Origin of the sequence: Rhizobium sp. Leaf306, from assembly GCF_001423425.1 — a bacterium.
GTDB classification, from domain to species: domain Bacteria; phylum Pseudomonadota; class Alphaproteobacteria; order Rhizobiales; family Rhizobiaceae; genus Neorhizobium; species Neorhizobium soli.
Genome location: NZ_LMNX01000001.1, coordinates 1,481,674 through 1,499,894 on the forward strand (window position 1 = coordinate 1,481,674; position 18,221 = coordinate 1,499,894).

15 protein-coding genes are annotated in these 18,221 nt (G+C 58.4%); 10 read left to right on the forward strand and 5 right to left on the reverse strand.

The annotated features are described in order from the left end of the window. Positions 1-145: 145 nt before the first annotated feature. The 3 genes from ASG19_RS07040 to ASG19_RS07050 are packed head-to-tail and all read left to right on the forward strand — an operon-like array spanning position 146 to position 3,408. Positions 146-601, forward strand: a complete 456-nt coding sequence (locus ASG19_RS07040; protein WP_062454458.1) for a MarR family transcriptional regulator — start codon at positions 146-148, stop codon at positions 599-601. Next, positions 588-2,300, forward strand: a complete 1,713-nt coding sequence (locus ASG19_RS07045) for an MFS transporter (protein WP_062454460.1) — start codon at positions 588-590, stop codon at positions 2,298-2,300. The genes ASG19_RS07040 and ASG19_RS07045 overlap by 14 nt, the downstream gene beginning before the upstream one ends. A gap of 37 nt (positions 2,301-2,337) precedes the next feature. Then, positions 2,338-3,408: an HlyD family secretion protein gene (locus ASG19_RS07050; protein ID WP_062454462.1), complete on the forward strand. Its 1,071-nt coding sequence runs from the start codon at positions 2,338-2,340 to the stop codon at positions 3,406-3,408. 109 nt (positions 3,409-3,517) lie between these two features. Here ASG19_RS07050 and ASG19_RS07055 read toward each other — a convergent pair whose 3' ends face one another. After that, complete coding sequence (locus ASG19_RS07055) at positions 3,518-4,600, reverse strand: GH25 family lysozyme (RefSeq protein WP_062454464.1); 1,083 nt, start codon at positions 4,598-4,600, stop codon at positions 3,518-3,520. 310 nt (positions 4,601-4,910) lie between these two features. Between ASG19_RS07055 and ASG19_RS07060 the strand changes: the two genes are divergently transcribed. After that, entirely contained in the window at positions 4,911-6,617 is a 1,707-nt protein-coding gene (locus ASG19_RS07060) for an alpha-glucosidase (protein ID WP_082476209.1), read from the forward strand. Positions 6,618-6,670: 53 nt separating this feature from the next. Here the strand turns inward: ASG19_RS07060 and ASG19_RS07065 are convergent, their stop codons facing one another. Continuing rightward, positions 6,671-8,896 carry a heavy metal translocating P-type ATPase gene (locus ASG19_RS07065; protein WP_062454466.1) on the reverse strand — a complete coding sequence of 742 codons (2,226 nt, stop codon included), beginning with the start codon at positions 8,894-8,896 and terminating at the stop codon, positions 6,671-6,673. A 283-nt stretch (positions 8,897-9,179) separates the two neighbouring features. Here ASG19_RS07065 and ASG19_RS07070 point away from each other — a divergent pair, with 283 nt between their 5' ends. The 3 genes from ASG19_RS07070 to ASG19_RS07080 all read left to right on the forward strand — a co-directional run bounded on the left by ASG19_RS07070 (position 9,180) and on the right by ASG19_RS07080 (position 12,010). Continuing rightward, on the forward strand, positions 9,180-9,854 hold the full coding sequence (locus tag ASG19_RS07070; protein ID WP_062454468.1) for a hypothetical protein: 675 nt from the start codon (positions 9,180-9,182) through the stop codon (positions 9,852-9,854). Between the two features lie 175 nt (positions 9,855-10,029). Next, positions 10,030-10,794 carry a metallophosphoesterase gene (locus ASG19_RS07075; protein ID WP_062454470.1) on the forward strand — a complete coding sequence of 255 codons (765 nt, stop codon included), beginning with the start codon at positions 10,030-10,032 and terminating at the stop codon, positions 10,792-10,794. 238 nt (positions 10,795-11,032) lie between these two features. Next, positions 11,033-12,010, forward strand: a complete 978-nt coding sequence (locus tag ASG19_RS07080) for a hypothetical protein (RefSeq protein WP_062454472.1) — start codon at positions 11,033-11,035, stop codon at positions 12,008-12,010. A gap of 394 nt (positions 12,011-12,404) precedes the next feature. Here the strand turns inward: ASG19_RS07080 and ASG19_RS07085 are convergent, their stop codons facing one another. Both ASG19_RS07085 and ASG19_RS07090 read right to left on the reverse strand, forming a co-directional pair. After that, entirely contained in the window at positions 12,405-13,223 is an 819-nt protein-coding gene (locus tag ASG19_RS07085) for a hypothetical protein (RefSeq protein WP_062454475.1), read from the reverse strand. A gap of 523 nt (positions 13,224-13,746) precedes the next feature. After that, a complete protein-coding gene (locus tag ASG19_RS07090) occupies positions 13,747-14,382 on the reverse strand; it encodes a hypothetical protein (protein WP_156466415.1) in 636 nt (211 codons plus the stop codon). A gap of 904 nt (positions 14,383-15,286) precedes the next feature. On the opposite strand from ASG19_RS07090, the gene ASG19_RS07095 reads away from it, so the two are divergent. The 3 genes from ASG19_RS07095 to ASG19_RS07105 all read left to right on the forward strand — a co-directional run bounded on the left by ASG19_RS07095 (position 15,287) and on the right by ASG19_RS07105 (position 17,122). Beyond that, positions 15,287-15,541, forward strand: a complete 255-nt coding sequence (locus ASG19_RS07095) for a hypothetical protein (protein WP_062454479.1) — start codon at positions 15,287-15,289, stop codon at positions 15,539-15,541. A gap of 173 nt (positions 15,542-15,714) precedes the next feature. Next, entirely contained in the window at positions 15,715-16,416 is a 702-nt protein-coding gene (locus ASG19_RS07100) for a hypothetical protein (protein WP_062454481.1), read from the forward strand. 394 nt (positions 16,417-16,810) lie between these two features. After that, positions 16,811-17,122 (forward strand): hypothetical protein, encoded by a 312-nt coding sequence (locus tag ASG19_RS07105; protein ID WP_156466416.1) that lies wholly within the window; start codon positions 16,811-16,813, stop codon positions 17,120-17,122. Positions 17,123-17,139: 17 nt separating this feature from the next. Here the strand turns inward: ASG19_RS07105 and ASG19_RS07110 are convergent, their stop codons facing one another. Continuing rightward, complete coding sequence (locus tag ASG19_RS07110) at positions 17,140-17,928, reverse strand: DUF429 domain-containing protein (RefSeq protein ID WP_082476210.1); 789 nt, start codon at positions 17,926-17,928, stop codon at positions 17,140-17,142. Positions 17,929-18,221: the final 293 nt, after the last annotated feature.

The window sequence follows — 18,221 nt, forward strand, 5'->3', positions numbered from 1 at the left end:
GACACTCCGGACCCATGCAGCAGAACGGGGTCCGCAATGCGATAATGGCGTTGCTAAAGCCGGCAGACATGGCGGTCTCGACCTTGAACCGGAATAGTACGCATGCTAACTAATGGTCATCATAAACTTAGCACACTAACCTTTTATGGATCAGGATCTCGCAAGCTCTGATTTTCTGGAATCGCTTACCAAGGTAAGCCGGAAAATCCGCACGGCGTTCAATCAGCAGGTCACCGCCCAAGGACTGACCTATCCGCGCGCCCGTGCGCTGTTTCGGCTGACTAAAAAGCAGAGCATGACACAGACCGAGCTTGCTTTTGAGCTTGAGCTCGAGCAGGCGACACTGGTCCGGCTGCTTGACCGCATGGAACAGAACGGCCTGATCGAGCGCAGGCCCGATCCCGGCGACCGACGCGCGAAACTGATCTCGCTGACGTCCCACGGCAAGGAGCAGGCAGACTTCGTGCGCTCCCTCGCGGACCAGATCCGGAAACAGATTTTTGCAGGCCTCGACCACGACGATATCCGCCGTGCCAACGACCTCCTGGACGCGATCGGCACCAATCTTGCCGATCTGGAGAGCTTCAATGTCATCACGTGACACAACAGTCGTGAAAGACGACGTCGAAAATTCAGATGCGAGCCCCGATGCGGGGCGATCGGCCGCCTCAGCTGTGCAGGATGCGGCCCCTGCCGTTGCGCCGCCTGTAGCCCCCCCGGCTTTCGTTCCGAAACCGCTTCCAATTGCGCTCCTCTATGCATTCGCGTCAATTGCCGCGGCGGTCATGCAGGGCCTGGGCACAAGTCTGATTTCGGCCAACCTCCAGCAGATCGCTGGCCCGATGGAAGCGACCCAGACCGAAGCGTCCTGGCTGGTGGCCGCCTATCTGTTTCCCAACGCCAGCCTTGGTCTGTTTCTGTTCAAGGTCCGCACGCAATACGGTATCCGCAACTTCTGCGAAATCGCCATTATCCCTTACGTGATCATCAGCCTGGCACATCTGTGGGTGAACGATCTCAGCGTTGCCATTGCCCTCCGGTTTTTTGCGGGAGCCGCGGCCGCGCCTGTCTCCTCCATCGCAATTCTCTACATGCTGGAGATCTTTCCGCCGGAGAAGAAGCTGAATATCGGTATCTGTCTGGCGCTGATCGGTCTGCTTCTGGCAACGCCGATTGCCGGTCTCGTGTCGCCATCGCTGCTCGACGAGCGCGACCTTCAGGGCCTCTACCTTCTGGAACTGGGCCTCGCACTGATCGTGTTCGGCCTTGTGTTCCTGCTGCCACTCACCTCGCCTCCAAGAGCCAAGGTGATCGCGCCGCTCGACTTTGTCAGTTATGCACTTTTGGCCACCAGCATGGGATGCCTTGCCGTCGTCTTCACCATGGGCCGCCTCTATTGGTGGCTGGAAGCGGACTGGCTCGGCTGGCTGCTTGTCGTCGCGATCGTCACCGGCGTTCTGATGACGATCATCGAACTCAACCGCAAGACAAACCTGATCGACGTGCGCTGGATCACCTCGCGCGAGATCATCCATTTTGCTGGCGTTCTCCTGGTCTTCCGCATGCTTTTGACCGAGCAATCCACAGGCGCGATCAACTTCTTCAAACAGCTCGGGCTGTTCAACGAACAGATGGCTGGGCTCTACTGGGCGATCCTGATTGCCAGCGTGATTTCAGGCCTCGTCTGCGCGCTTGTGATGAAGCCCGGCCGTGAAGGCTTCATCCACCTCGTCGCGTTGATCCTGATTGCGGCGGGATGCTACATGGACAGCCAATCCACGGTCCTGACCCGGCCGGAACAGATGTATGTCAGCCAGGCCATGATCGCTTTCGGAAGCGGTCTGTTTCTACCGCCGGCCATGGCGGTGGGTTTTGCCGCCGCGCTGAAGAAGGGCCTGACCTACGTCATCAGCTTTATCGCCGTCTTCCTGTTTACCCAGAAGGTCGGCGCGTTCCTCGGCAGCGGCTTGTTCGGCACCTTTGTCACCTGGCGCGAGCAATATCACTCGTCGATCCTGACATCCCGACTTCTGCCCACCGATCCGATGGTGACGGCGAGAATCCAGCAGTATGTCGGCGCCTACGCGCGGTCGACATCCGATCTGACCCAGCGCACGATCCAGGGCACCACGACCTTCGCCAAGGCCGTTCAGCAACAAGCCTATGTGCTCGCCTACAACGACGCCTTCTACGTGACTTTCCTGATCGCAATCGGCGCGATCGTGATGCTTGTATGCCATCTCGCGTGGACCCACCGCGATCGGCTCATACCGCATGCTTCTGCCTCCACGCAGGCCTGACCGTCAATTCGATACACTTTAGAAAAAGAACAGAGCTATGAACGCTGCCTTCAGATCCATTTCCACATACGTCGCGCTCATCGTCGGGATCGTCGGCGTGTTTATCGTGCTTTACGCCTGGAACCTGCCCCCCTTCCACGGCACGGTCGAGACCACGAACGATGCCTATGTCCGCGGACAGGTGACGTTGCTCAGTCCGCAACTGGCGGGCGTCATCGTCGACGTGCCGGTGCAGGACTACCAGAAGGTCAAGAAGGGCGATCTAATCGTCAAGATCGATGACCGCATCTATGCCCAGAAGCTCGAACAGGCAGAGGCGCAACTCGCCACCGCTGAAGCTTCGCTCGACAATTCCGAGCAAAGCCGCAAATCGGCGGAGGCCAATATCGTCTCGGCAAAGGCCGGCATCGAAAGTGCGCAGGCAGCACTGAACGCGGCCAAGCTGACCTATGAGCGCACCGAGACTTTGCTCAAAAACAACGTCACCACCCAAAGCGAGTCGGAGAAGAACCGCGCCGCCTATGACCAGGCGCAGGCGAGCCTCCACCAGGCACAGGCGACCGAACTGGTGGCTGAACAGGACCTCAACACGATCGTCGTCAGTCGTCGTTCGCTGGAAGCGAGCGTCGGAAGCGCCAAGGCCGCGGTCGAACTCACGCGGATCGACCTGCAAAACACCAGGATCATCGCACCGCAGGACGGAACCCTTGGAGAGGTGACCGGCCGTATCGGTCAATATGTTTCCGTTGGCACACAGGTCGCTTCGCTCGTGCCCAATCACGTTTGGGTGGTCGCAAACTTCAAGGAAACCCAGCTGGAGAACATGACCGTCGGCCAGCGCGTGACATTCACGGTCGATGCTCTGGGTCATCAGGCGTTCACGGGAACGATCGAGCGTTTCGCCCCGGCGACAGGCTCGGAATTCTCCGTGATCAAATCCGACAACGCGACCGGCAACTTCACCAAGGTCGCTCAGCGTATTCCGGTGCGCATTGCCATCGATACCGATCAGCCCCTGACGGACCGTCTTGTGCCCGGCATGTCCGTCGTGGCCAAGATCGATATCGCTCAGGAGAGTGCAGCAGCTGCGGAGGTAGAGACGCGCTAAGCCGAAGTGGCGATGGTGTCAGCGGAACCCGCATATCCCGGATGTCGAAACGCCCCGCATCAGACGCTGACGCGCGGCGCTCGCCGATTATCGTCTGAAGTCGATCCCGTCAGTTGCGGGCGACCCAGTCATGCCAATCGCCCTCGCCGCCGCGAAAGACGTTGAGATCGATCTTACCCTCGACGCCCTGCGAGAGGCCGGATCCGGAATACTGCCAGAACACCCATCTGCGATCGGGATAGACCACCGACGGATGCTGAGCGACCGCGCGCAGCCAGAATGGGTAGTTAAGGAACTCGCCGCGCAGGTTGTCCTTGTAGAAATCCGGCGCCGTGTAGATCACCGGCCGCTTGCCGTAATGACGCTCCAGCATGTCCATGAAGACCTGCATCTTTTCGAGCACCTTGGCGCGCGACAGACGCATCTTGCAGCTCGACTCGCCGTTATATTCGACGTCGATCACAGGCGGCAGCGCGTCGGGATCTTTCGGAACATTGCGGATGAACCATTCGGCCTGGTCGCTCGCAACGCGGCACCAGTAGAAGAAGTGGTAGGCACCGCGCTTGACGCCGGCCTCCTTGGCCTTGCGCCAGTTGGTCTTGAACATCGGATCCAGATGATCGCCGCCGTCGGTCGCCTTGATATAGGCAAAGTTGGCGCCCTGCGTCCGCAGCTTTGCCCAATCGATATCGCCCTGCCAGCGAGAAACGTCGACGCCGTGAACGGACATCTTTCGTGGCGAGACCTTGCCGAAATTGATCGGTTTGGCATCGCGGAAGCTGTGGCTGTAGATCCGCGAGCGGCCACCCGGCGAAACCCCGAGGCCTGGCCTCATGTCGGGCAGGGAAACCGGAGTGAGCGCCGATACGGGCCGCTGAGCCGGCATCGGCATGCCGACGGTCGTGATCATCGGATTGCCTGGCGCTTCGACCGAAGGACCCGGCGCGATGTTGCGGAACGCCGGCGACTGCGGCACAGGCCCGCCCCAGGCCAATGGCTTCTGCGGTGGTGACGGAATGCCGGCCGTCGTCCCGACGTCGACGGCGGGAACCAGCGGAGCCGTTCTTGCAGCCAGACGGGACGTCTTTGCAGACCCGGATGAAGCGGGCACAGCGGATTCCAGATCGCTGCTGGAGGTACATCCAGTCGCAGCGAGGGCCAGAACGAGCAGTGATACAGCCGTAAGACGCATAAGGAACCCGTACTCGATACAAAACGGAATCCGTGCAGCAGACGATCAGCGCCGCACGTTTACTAACGGGACCTTACCGGGAAATACTGAATGCAATCTTTACGGAGGTGCTCCGAGCCCTACAGGATGACGTCTAGAGAGGCGAAATCGATAACACTTCAGTCACGAGGTCGTCAGGTGAGCGCAATGAGCCCGCGAAGGGCACGACACGATCAATCAGGCGGTCTTGATTTAATCCGGAATACGCTCGTTTGGAACTCTCCATGCGGCGTTGGCGTTCGGTTGTCGAATATATCTCAAGGAGACATGGATGGACCAGTTACGGGATCAGCTCGAGGATCAGCTGGCAGCACTTGTCCAGGAAGCGGCGCCACCCCTCGAACGGCAGTGGTGGCATAGCTCGACCGTCTACCAGATCTATCCGCGCAGCTTCTGCGATCTGAACGGTGACGGCATCGGCGATATTCCGGGCATTATCTCGAAACTGGATTATATCGCGTCTCTCGGCATCGACGTCATATGGCTCTCCCCGATCTTCAAATCGCCGATGGATGACAACGGTTACGACATTTCGGACTATCGCGATATCGCGCCGGAATTCGGAACGCTTGCCGACTTCGATCTGCTGATTGCCGAGGCTCGACGCCGGGGCATCGGCATCCTGCTCGATCTGGTTGTCAATCACACGTCCGACGAACACCCGTGGTTTCAGAACTCACGAGCCTCTCTCGACAATCCGTTTCGTGACTTCTACGTCTGGCGCAAGCCGGGTCCTGACGGCGGACCGCCCAACGATCTCCAGTCGACATTCGGCGGCCCCGCCTGGACGCTCGACGAGACGACCGGCGAATACTACCTGCATCTCTTCTCGCGCCGCCAGCCCGATCTGAACTGGGAAAACCCGAAGGTCCGTGCCGAAGTTCATGACATGATGAACTGGTGGCTGGAACGCGGCATTTCCGGTTTCCGGATGGATGTCATCGATTATATCGGCAAACAGGTGGACCAGGGCGTGGTGACCGATGGTGCGCACCTGCACGAATATCTGCAGGCGATGAACCGCGAGACCTTCGGTGGCCGCAACGTCCTGACCGTCGGCGAGGCGTGGAGTGCCACACCTGCATCGGCACTTCTCTATTCCGGTCGCGAGCGGCAGGAACTCTCGATGGTGTTCCAGTTCGAACACGTGACCCGCCAATGGGATGAAACCTACGGCAAATGGCAGCCGAAAACCTTCGACCTCGTCGAACTGAAGTCGGTGCTGAGCAAATGGCAGAACGCGCTGGCCGACGATGGCTGGAATTCCCTGTTCTGGGGCAATCATGACCTGCCGCGTGCCGTTTCGAAATATGGTGACGCTACGGGCTATCCCGTCGAATCCGCCAAGATGCTGGCGACGGTCCTGCATCTGCTGAAAGGCACGCCGTTCATCTATCAGGGCGAGGAAATCGGCATGACCAACATGCCGTTTAGCGCGATCGAGCAGTACCGCGATATCGAGACGCTCAACATGTATCAGCTGCATGTGGATGCCGGCCGTTCGCCTGAGGATTTCATCATGGGCGCCAACGCGAACGGCCGCGACAACGCCCGCACGCCGATGCAGTGGAACAGCGCAGCTTATGGCGGTTTTTCCACCGTAGAACCCTGGATCGGCGTCAATCCGAACTATGCGTCGATCAATGCGGACGTGGCGATGAGCGACGAGCGTTCGGTCTGGAACCATTACCGCCAGCTGATTGCCTTGCGGAAATCCCATCCGGTCATCGTCTACGGCAAATACCAGTCGTGGCTCGACGACAATCCCGACGTCTTTGTCTACACCCGCAAACTGGACAGGGACCTGCTGGTCGTCATCGGCAGTTTTTCAGCCCGCGAGGTAAGTCTGGATCTGCCGGAAGAGCTGCGCGTATCCGGCAGTTGCCTCATCTCCAACGAACAGCCGATCGAAGCGCTCTCGGAGACGATCGTTCTCAAGCCGTATGAAGCCTTCGCCATCCTGCACCGGATGCCATGACGAAAAGTTTTCAGTCTTAGAGAGCCCTGCGCCCGGAGGCGTAGGGCTCTCATCTACTTCCGCAACAGCCTCAGCGCATTGATCGTGACCAGCACGGTTGCGCCGGTGTCGGCGAGGATCGCCGGCCAGAGCCCGGTTATGCCGATCACCGTCGTCACCAGAAACACCGCCTTCAGACCGAGCGCGATGGTGATGTTCTGATGGATGTTGCGCATCGTCTTCTTCGACAGGGCAATCATTGCTGCGATATCGGCCACCCGGCCATGCAGCACAGCGGCGTCGGCGGTTTCGAGCGCAACATCCGTGCCGCCGCCCATGGCGATGCCGACATCTGCCGCCGCCAAGGCCGGTGCGTCGTTGATCCCGTCCCCGACCTTGCCGACGACGAAGCCGTCACGCTTCAGTTCGCCGACGATCCGGCTCTTGTCTTCCGGCAGCAGGTCGGCGCGGACCTCGATGCCGAGCTCCTGTCCGATTGCAACAGCCGTGCGCGCATTGTCGCCGGTCAGCATGACTGTTTTTACGCCCGCTTCGGTCAGAGCCAGAAGCCCAGCCTTGGCATCAGCCCGCGGCTCGTCGCGCATGGCGATCGCACCGGCAAGCACACTGCCGACGATCAGCACGGAGACGGTTTTGCCCTCGTCGTTGAGCGCTGCGATCCGGCGGCTGTGCGCCATCGACATCGACACCCGCTCGGCGGCAGCCTTGGGAGAGCCGAAGAAGACGTCCTGTCCCTCGACCTCTGCTGTCAAACCTTTTCCGCCGAGCGCCTTGCCATCACTCGACTGCGGAATGACAACTTCGTCTTCTTCAGCTTTCGCGAGGATGGCCTTTGCAAGTGGATGGCTGGAGCCGATTTCCAGCGCGGCCGCAATCCGCAGCACCTCATCGGCACTTTGGCCGAAAGCAATGACATCGGTGACCTGCGGCCGTCCCTCGGTCAGCGTGCCGGTCTTGTCGAGGGCAACAACGGTCAGCTTTCCGAGTGTCTCGAGCACCGCACCGCCCTTGATCAGGAGGCCACGGCGGGCACCGGATGAAAGCGACGCAGCGATCGCCGCAGGCGTCGAGATGACAAGTGCGCAGGGGCAACCGATCAGCAGAATGGCAAGCCCTTTGTAGATCCACTCGTTCCAGTTACCACCGGCAATGAGCGGCGGCAGGATGGCGACCAGAGCGGCAACCGCGACGACGCCGGGCGTATAGTAGCGCGAGAAGCGGTCGATGAAACGTTCGGTCGGCGCCTTCTTTTCCTGCGCCTCCTCGACGAGGCGAACGACGCGGGCAATCGTGTTGTCTTGCGCAGCGGCGGTGACACGCACCCGAAGCGCGCCATCGGTGTTGATGGTGCCGGCAAACACGACATCATCGACGCCCTTGGCAACCGGCGTGCTTTCGCCCGTCACGGGCGCCTGGTCCACCGCGCTCTGGCCGGCAATGATGACGCCATCGGCGGATATCCGGTCGCCGGGCCGCACAAGGATGATCGACCCGATCGCAAGGCTTTCGGCCGGTACGGTTCGCGTCTGGCCGCCCTCCTCCAGAAGTGCTTCCTTCGGCACCAGTGCGGAGAGGCTTCTGATGCTGTCGCGTGCCTTTCCGGCGGCAACGCCTTCCAGCAATTCGCCGACGAGAAACAGGAAGACGACGGCCGCCGCTTCTTCCGACGCATCGATCACAACGGCGCCGACAGCTGCGATCGTCATCAGCATTTCGATCGAGAACGGCGTGCCGGCGAGCGCTGCCATGATGGCGCGCCGCGCGATCGGCACCAGACCGATCAGCATCGCGGCGGTGAAAATATAGGTCTCGTAAGCGGGAAACAGGTGGCCGAGCCCATAGGCAACTGCAAATGCCAGGCCGGCAAAAATGGTCAGTCGGCCCTTGGCCGATTTCCACCACGGGCCCTCCATCGGGCCATGGTCATGGCCGTGCAGGCCTTCAGTGGCGGCTGTGTCCCGCTCATGATGGGAATGGTCATGACTGCTTCCATGATCGTGATCATGATGGTCGGCGTGATCAGCAACGGGAATGACCGGCTCAGCCGAACGATTCCGCTGCGAAAGCTGTCTCAGCGGATAACCAAGACCGGAAACACGCTTTTCGACGGCGCTAAGATCGACGCTGTCATTGTGGCTGACCGTCATCGTGCCCGCGGCAACCGATACCGAAACATCCTCGACGCCGGGCATGCGGCGGACAGCCGTATCGATCTTGGTGGCGCAACTGGCGCAATCCATACCGCCGACCTTGTATCGAGCCGTGTTCACTGTTGTCATCGTGCTGGTTCCCTGCCGTTCGTCTCAGATCACCTCTCGTGTCTACAACCTCTAGCCACTAGAGCTGCAAGAGCTAAAACGCCCACAAGTCAGTTCTTATTTGAAAATGGCGCCAAGCTATGTCCCAGAACCCCAACAAATGTTCGTTATGAGCCAATAGGTTTTTCCACAGAATACCGAATGTGCGTATCCCTCTGCTTTAATTGCATAATTTGCAAAACCAGAAGAGCGGCGTTTGTCGCTTGCATGGCACCCGACGAGCCTGTCCGAAAGGAGAGAGCTCATGAAAAATCTTAGCGAATACCACCCTTACTGGTCGGCGGATCTCGCGCGTCGATACGACAAGCGAGCGAGTGAAGTCAGGATGACTTTGCGTTCGAATGCAGCGATTTCACATGAGCGACTGCTGGTTGCCGAGTACGGATCGATGAGCCGCGAGGAGTTCGATCTTCGGGTCGATCTCGCCAAGACCGCCGACGTCCTGAGGCAGCGATGGCTGACCGGCTCGAGAACCATAGTTGACCCGTCAATGAACCTGGGGCCGGATTTGACGGGCGACCGTTTGCTCGGACTTGCTGCAAGCGAACCTATCTACGTCCACCTCGGCGCCTCCGCCACGGTCTACGCAGCCGAGAATATCTTGTTGGATGGTCTTTATATTGAGCGCCTGTCGAGAGACGGCGAGGCGGACATGTTCGGTATGGGTGTCGTCTGCAGACCATTTGTACAAGCCGACCACAGGATGTCGCTGGCCGATCTCCTGTATGGCCAGTCAGTTGTGAGCTACGGCCTCACGCCATCGCTGAATGCGGATGCCGACATCGACGTGGTCGTAAAAGATCCTGCTTTGGATGACCCCCTGTTCCATACGGCCTTTCTTGCCGCAGTGAATGGGGTGGCGGGCAACGTCGCAGGATTTGGGAACGGTGCACCCGTGCGAGGTGGCTTCAGCTTGTAGAACTTGGTGAGGGAATGGACCGACACAACCGGGAAACGGTCCGTCCCTTTCTGAAGCCGGGATGCGCGCCTGGCTGTCGCGCGAGATTCTCCACGACCGTTAAAAGTCGAAGCACCTGCTCAACGCGTTCCTTATCGTCGCCCGCTATGGAAGTTGAAAAAATGCGGGGACTATCATGGATACAATCGCAGTCGGAGACATACACGGGCGCGCCGACCTCCTTGAGAGGCTCCTCAAGCATGCCCACGCCTTCCACCCCGACGCTCGGGTGGTATTTCTCGGAGACGTCATCGACAGAGGTCCGGATTCGAAGGACTGCCTCGACATGGTGGCTAGCGAGCTTGCCCGGAACCCTGCCTCGCGGCTCATTATGGGCAACCACGAAGACCTCATGCTCAGGTTCGTCGACGGGGGTAGTAAGTGGTCAAGAAGCTGGTGCTGGAACGGCGGCCTGAGCACCGTGGCGTCGTACGGTTATAGGGGCTTCGATTTCCTCGATGACGACGATTTGGTCTGCCTCAGCGACGAGCTCGCGGGAATCCTGAGGACGGAGCAAGCCTCCCACATAGCCATGATCCGCGATGCCGTTGCTTTCCTGGAGCTCCCGAAATTCGTTTTGGTCCACGCGGGCATTGATCCTGCATTCCCCATGGATCAGCAAGATCCCTACAAACTGCGATGGAACAGCAAGACGCTCATCGCATGCCGCGACCGCCTGCCCAAGACGGTAGTCCACGGCCATACGGTCACCGGGAGCCCTTTTCCCGAAGTACACGTAAACCGTATCAACGTGGACTGCGGAGCGTATAAGAGCGGAGTTCTCTGCGCGACTTTACTTCCAGCAGATGCTTCCCCCGCTTTCATCCTCTCGGTTGTTAGCGATGAACTTTATGAGATCCACGACACCACGCAGTACTGCGGGTTGTCGATGGCATCCTAACATTCAGGTTCGTCGAAACTCGTACCACAGTGGATCGCTTGGGCAGAGAATTTGCCGGACTGCGGCGCCGACGACCATGAATGCTCACGACGGGCCTGTCGGCGAGCTGGGATGGTTTCCGGCTTCGCTTGCATGAAAGGACGAACTACGGCCCAGAGCATTTTAGCGTTCGTCCTTGAGTTTGTGGGTGGCCTTGGCAAGTGATCGCAGTGTGCAGTAGAGATCGAACACGAAGCAAATGGTGCCGCTCTCATTGCTCGACCTCTTTACCCCGGTAGTGCCAGAGAAACGACTTCACCCGCATTTCAACCGTCTGATCTCATCGACGGACTGGGATATCAGAGAAGTGCTTTCTGATTGGCTGGTCGACTTTGTCGATCGGGACGGCAAGTTCGTGCAGGAATTCCAGCTGACATTCAACTCGTGCTGGTGGGAGCTCTATCTGTTTGCCGTGCTCAAGAGCCTCGGGTGGTCCGTAGACTTCTCTCATGCAGCCCCGGATTTCGTTATCGCTGATGCGACTTTGACGATCGAAGCTGTCGTGTCCAATCCGTCTGACGGGTCGCCTCCGGATTGGCTGAAAAGCCTTCGGGATGTGTCTGATCCACGAGACGTAGAGCCGCGATGGCTGGAAACCCTCGCACGCCTTTATAACAGCCTCGACGGCAAACGAGCTATCTATGAGCGTCGTTATTCCGCCATGCCGCACGTCGAGGGTAAGCCCTTCATCCTGGCGATCCATAATTTCAGCACGCCTGATAGCTTCCAGCTCGGTGACGTCGCGATGCAGCGTCTCCTATACGATCTCGAAAAACGAGAGACGTTCCTGAAGAACGGGAAGGTCGCCCTGCCTCTCGGTATTTTTGACAGACCCGAGTACCGGGACGTGAGCGCAGTGATGTACAGCAGCGTGGCGACCTATGGAAAAGTTCGCGCACTCGGGCGGAGCAACGCCGATCTCTGCTTTCAAGCTATTCGCATTCGAAACAACGTGGAAATGCTCCCGATCTTCGGCACAAAGGCGGACTACCAAGAGAGCCTGCGTGACGGGCTGCGGATATTCCATAACCCGAACGCCAGCCGTCCATTGCCGTTCGGCTTGTTCGAAGTACCCGACGTCAGGGAGTTCAGGCTGATCGACGGCGAGATGTACACTACGTGCCATCCGGATGGTGATCTTTGTATGCGGCAAGTCATCCGCGCCTCGCCAGGGTGATCAGCAGCGAGGTCGAATTAGAGGATGTAGTTGGCATTCGTTACTCAATTGTCGAGCATAACTAGCGTTATAGAGCGGCGTTTTCGTCCAGGCCGCTGAGATACCCGCTCGAGAAGCGCGCCATTGATCGCTTCGGCCCCCTTTGGTTGCCTCGGTCGGCTCCGTCTAGAGCGCGGTCGCTCTGAAACTCGAAACCGCTTCATAGTCCGGCCGTCCCCCAATGTGATGCCGTAGGTTTCCAAGGGCAGTCTCGTTCACGTACAAGAGGTTGGGCCTTCGCTGGAAGCCACGATAAAAAGTAACCGGGACGGACGTTCGTCCAATCCCGGTTGCACTTAGATCAAGTCGCGACATCGGTCGGTGGCGGCGCATCTGCGCCAAGCGTCGAGGCCGCCTATTCTTCGCGCATTCCCAGCTTTTCGAGAAGCTGATGGATTACGCCAATCTGGGCGTCATTGATCCGATACTGCCGCTTGCGTTCTTGCAGCCAGCTGACCTCCCGGGGCGCCACCTTCCATTCGCCGTCCTCTTTGCGGACGAAAGCATAGGCGTCGCGCCATGTGACTTCGTCCTCCAGCTGAAACTTGAAACGCACCGCCGGAATCATTTCCCAATCATGGACACGGGTGATGGCTCCGATCTGGATGCCGGATACTCGGGAAGCGATCCGACTTCCGGCCAGCCTCCATGCTGACTCCGCGAGAACGGCATCGATCTCCGAATGGAAGTCTACACCGATCGGAGGGTGCGCGCCCGAAGCCCGCTCCCCTGCGGCGACGACTGCGTCCTTCAAAACCTGGATATCGTATGTGGCCTCGTCGTCCCCCGGTGCGCTTGTCGTCACTGCCGTCCGCAGCGCCTCGATAGCCTGAGAATATTCAGCCTCCGCACTTACGACGATCAAGCTGAAACGGGTTGCGGTCTTGTCCGACGTCAACACCGCATAGTCGTCGGTCGGAATGCGGCCAGAGCGTACGAAGATATCAACTACGGTGTGGTTGTCTGGAAGGCCGAGGCGAGCTGTGGCAGGATCCTCATATCTCCGCGGGCTGCCGTCTGCGGTGTCTTCAATCCAGAGTGCAGTCCCGCGGTGTTTAGCGAACTCACCTACTGCCGAGACGATTGCTCTGTCCAGATCGTCGTCAAGCCGGACGGTGGCCAAGATCAGTTGATCCAGCGTGAGGTACAGGTAGGTCTTGTCATCGTCATCCATAGTGTCTGCCTTTTTGCCGCCGGATTAGCGCGTCGGGGACCGCCGCCGTGCACGAGAGCGTCGGTGCAACCTGCCATGTTGGCCGGAAGCTTCTGCTGGTTGGGAGGGTTTGTTTGCCGTTCCAATACAGACATGCTCACCGGAGAAAACCGCGGTGTCCAGAGTTTTTTCTAACGAAATTGCAATTGCCTCACAGGCGCGCTCGCTCGACCTCGGGCAACGATCGCGGCGGTCAGTATGAGCGGGAGGGTTTGCAAAAACTCTCCACCCCTGTGTCTGGTTCGGCGGTCAACGATGATAACGTACGTACGCGGTCGACTGAACCGAAGAGCTTGTCCGCGTCCACTACTGGGCCAGCACGCGGAGGTGGTGACTGAGCCGCAAGTCGTCTTTATCCGGACCGTCGTCGGGTCCACTGGCGAATACCTTAGCGTTGCCGCCCTCGGACCGGATCCGTCTACTGATTAAACCAGTACCTTGTCTTCAGGCAAGTGGCCCTCCCGCAACGCGGCTACGAGGCCTCTTAGACTGCGATCCTATACGACCTACCGGATTTGCCGGGCAACCACTCGCTGGAATACGTAAAGCGCGCTGGCAAGTCGCCCTGGTCATTGCGCAGGAGAATTTGTGTGGCTTCGTGCAGTGCCCGGTTCGTCGCAGTCATCACCCTGGCCTTGAAAGGTGTGGTCAAGCCGTCCGCCGAACGGTTCTGTTGATAGAACGTGACTGTTCCGAGCAAAAGCAACTCATCGCCGAGCGTCGTGTGCTCTGGTTGACCCACGAAACGATCAACGAGTTTCCCGTCGCGAAGACCGTATTCCGTAGGTTCTAAAATGGTTTGGACGTTCTGTTGCCAGTTGACAGGCCACCCGAGCCTTTCCAGCGTCTCCGCCGCTTCGACTACGTCGTGGAAAGCCTTATGATGGGCGGGCATAAGGCCGCCGACGACGCCGTTTGCGAAGCGGACCTTTTCCATCTCGCATAGCCGGGCCACGTAGTTTTCGAAAGCCGTACCGAGCCCCGACGCCAGCCCCCAACGGCCCGGCATGTATTCGACATCCTCGCTAAGCCTGAATTCGACCGAGAACCTGGGAAGCCTGACGTCCTGCGTAAGGCCAAGGGCTTCATCGACCGTTTTGAGCGCAGCATCTTTCCTCATTAGCGAGGCCGTCTGCCTCCGGTAATATACCTCCAGTCGTTCCTCGCGAGCGTGATCGTATTGCACTGTTTGCCTCATCGGATCTCTTACTACTTCCAAGACTGACCGAGTATTCCTTCGGCCGCAAGGAGCGAACGGCCAGGTATTTGGCCCTCTGGACGAGATCGAGGTGGAAGGCGACGTCCGTCTCAGTCCCCTATCGCCTTCGTTCGGTCGCTGCCATCTGATGGTCTCCATTGAACTCTTGACGCAAGAACTCTCTCGTGGAGGCGGATTTCCTAACGGGCTAAGCTGCAGGACTTCAACGTATAGACGCAAGCTCCGCCGCCAGATTTGGGTCGACCGACATGTCCGAGCGTATGAGGCCATTCTCCTGATGAAAGGCCTATGCCAAGGCGGTCGGTCTACGATGGGATACCAGCATACACCGGGGTATCGGCGCTGTGAAAAGCTGCCACATCACTCGTTCCAGCACATGTCTAAGCTAGCCGCCCTTGTCGAGGCCGGACACCGTCCGTGATGCACGGGATGGCCGTGGTGACAGCTCGTCCCCGGCACCATGATCGGCTTTCGATAGTTCCGCCAAGTTTCGAGCAGAACCCAGAGTAGCGAGGTCCTCGCGTTGCGGGGATAGCAGCCTACTCCGATGACGTCCACGTCTACCGCCGACGATCGCGTCGGTCGCGTGGAACGGGCGCTCGCCACCCCGAAGATCGGGTCGTTCGTCAGTTCGGATGAACACGAGCATTTCGAGTAGACCTCGACGACCTAGCAGGCGCTGGGGTGACTACGTAATCTATGCCAAGCGCAATAATCCCGAGTTCCAGCCAACTTTATCGATCGGACAGCGGAATCGTTCAGAGCTCCTCGATACTTGTCCAGTGTCATGAGCTGGAGGACCCCGATGTCGAAACTGCCAAAGCATTTGAAAGAGGCTCAAAACCTGTTCCGGGCACGTATGGCCGAGCAAAATCGACGCATTGACGCTCTTTTCGAGGACAAGGGCGGCCTCGTTCCATCCGACAGGTTACTTGCCGAAATGAGGTCGTCAAAAATCGTGGAGACAACAACGGCTGAAGTGTTCCTTGAGCAGCTCCGTGCCGAGATGCCACAGGGAGACGCCGATGCAATGGACCAGTTGAGCAGAACCGTGCAGTAGGCTGTCCATCGGTATACAAAAATGGATGCCGATCACCCCGATAAGGGTCAATTTTGCATGCCGAAATACACTCAAACGACATTGACAGATCCCGGGGCTACGTCTTCCGTAGGGGAATAGGATTGCAATCGCGAAAAATCCGGATCAGCATGGGGAGGAAAAGGAAACCGACAATGACATTCATGCTCACCGATGTTGCGTCTGCAAGAAATATGATTGATGCCCCTATGAGTGGTCCGGTGAAGTTCATTGCTCGGCTTTTGGTAGGGACTGAGGATATTGCGATCGTCGTTACACCCGGTTCAATCCGAGTGTTCGTTGATGACGCCGAGGTCTGCGCGGGCGTGCATTGGAGCTATGTGAACAAACACGCTACGAAAATATTGGAGCAAGTGGAGCGAAATTTCGCGCAAGGAAGCGCACAGGTCGCCATAATCGGGCGGTGGCTGAAAATCGGTGACTTGGAAGGGATCGAGCCTTACTTGGTCGTATCGTACGACCGGGCTGGCGCATCTACTTCGTCGAGTTACACACTCCGGATCTTCGACCACGACGCAGAATTGATGCCGGGCATGGAAATGCGCTTCGAGCAGGAAGAGTGGGACGCGATAGCCGCGAAACTGATGGAAAAGACCGAACTCCTCATCCGCCGCGACGATCTCCCAGCTCACGTTCTCGACAACGGTTGGCCCAGCGGTTTGTTTTGGTATACGTCGCCGGATCAGGGCTCCCTGTGCTTCGCCTATGAAGCCGTCGGTCGAACTACGTTTGCTAGAACGGTCCATGGGAAAGCGTTGTCGGAAGCGGAAACAACGGTCGCCATGCCTTCGACATGTCGTGTTGAACAGGTTACAGGCATCTCTGGGCGGCTCTAGCCCGGCTCGCTCTGAAGAAGCTGAATCGGGAACTTGGCGTCGCGCCTGCGAAGAAGAATCCATTCCAAGCGAAGTGATCGCATGGGAGTTCCTGTAGATCGGTATGATGGTTTGAATTCATGAACACGGCTGACGTTTCCGTCTCTGAAACCGCGGCACTTCTGGCGAAGAAACCCGGGACATATACAAGACATCGATACCTTCGCCAGGTGATGTTCTGCCATCTTCATAGACTTGCAAGCCTCGTTCGGACGTAGGTCTGGAAACGTACCCGTTGTTTCTTGGCATCCCGTTCTCCTTGGAGAAGCCCCGCGCAAGCGAGCCATGTTAGATATCCGAAGGGTGAGATAGTTGGTCTCAGGGCAAGCACGGCAATTAATACAAAGAGACGAAGATGAGTGGGAAATTAGATAGGCGCGTGACGATTACGAGCGGCCGACAAATTGGGATAGGGGACGACAACTTTGATATTCGGGACAGCGGCGTGCCTGTTACCTTCGCCGACATCATTGTGGAAGCTCGTCAACTGAACGGACTGGTCTACCTGTCCCTCGCGGCAGGCATCACCGATGGAAAAGATCCGGCAATCGCTGATGTCACCAACCGGATGCGGATGAGCCTCAGCACCGCGCAGTTTGTTCACAACGTTCTCGGAACACTAATTAAAGAAGCGCTCACGCCCGTTGATCTCTCGAAGGCCAACTGAATGCTTTTATCTTACTGCTAACGTAGGGCAGGTACCCAGATAGCGGATTCGCGATCACCAAAGGGTTTCGCCTTTCCATCCAAGGCGCAGGCACCGACCCACGCGCACACGACCGCGTCCAGTGCATACTCGAATGCCTTGAGCTCGTACACTCGTGCGTCGACCGAAGGCAACGACAGCGCTGCCGCAACTCCTTTTATCTCTGCATCGAGTTGTTGGATGATCTCGGCCCACACTTCCAGCAGTCTGTGGCGACGCATGCCGGCTACGAGATCGGGCCAGTACTTCCCGATCCTCGACTGCTTGTATGGAAGCCGCCGATCGGCGTTAGTCAGCTCCATCAGCTCCGGATGCGCATAGACCTCGATGAGCGCCTGGCCACCGAATGCGGACACGGCCAGCGGATACCCGACTGCATCTAACCCGACCCGCAACTCATCGCTAAGCCGACCGGGGCGCGCCGCGCTCGGGGTATGGGTGCTGGCATGTCTGGAACCATACGCAGCCGAGATCATGTTGTCGGAGGTCCTACGGTTTACTATTGGGGCCATCGACAAGGGCATGTCTATCGCCACCAGGTCGACAGAAGCGCCAGCCTTGGCGGAGGCGGTTTCGACGATTGCCTTAGCATCCGGGATGCTTCCACGATGCCTGAGGACTGGTACAGCATCGCTGCCGCCGAGAAATGCCGCGTAGGATGCCTTCACATCGACAAGGTTCCAACCGTCTCCGTAATCGGCTATCAAAGCGACACCGCTCGGCGCCTTCTCCGTCCATGCGGCGTCTATGCCGAGCGCGACCTTCACGAGCCTCTAACCTCTAATCTGCGTTACGATCGCTGTCGAGCAATCGCCGCGCTACACCTCTGTCTGCGACGATCATGAGCATCCTGGTCCTATGTGCCTCCAAGAGGAGCGACGCTGGGACTTTCTTCTCCTGTTGCCACCTTAATGGCGCAACAAAAGCTCAACCTGCTCCGATGTTGTCCGTTGGTGTTCGACGAAATCCTTGCGCGTGAGAGCTGCTCGCGAAGCATGCTGTCTACCCTCATAATGAAGTGCGCTTCGAAATACTTGTTCTCATACAGTCGCGCGTCGTC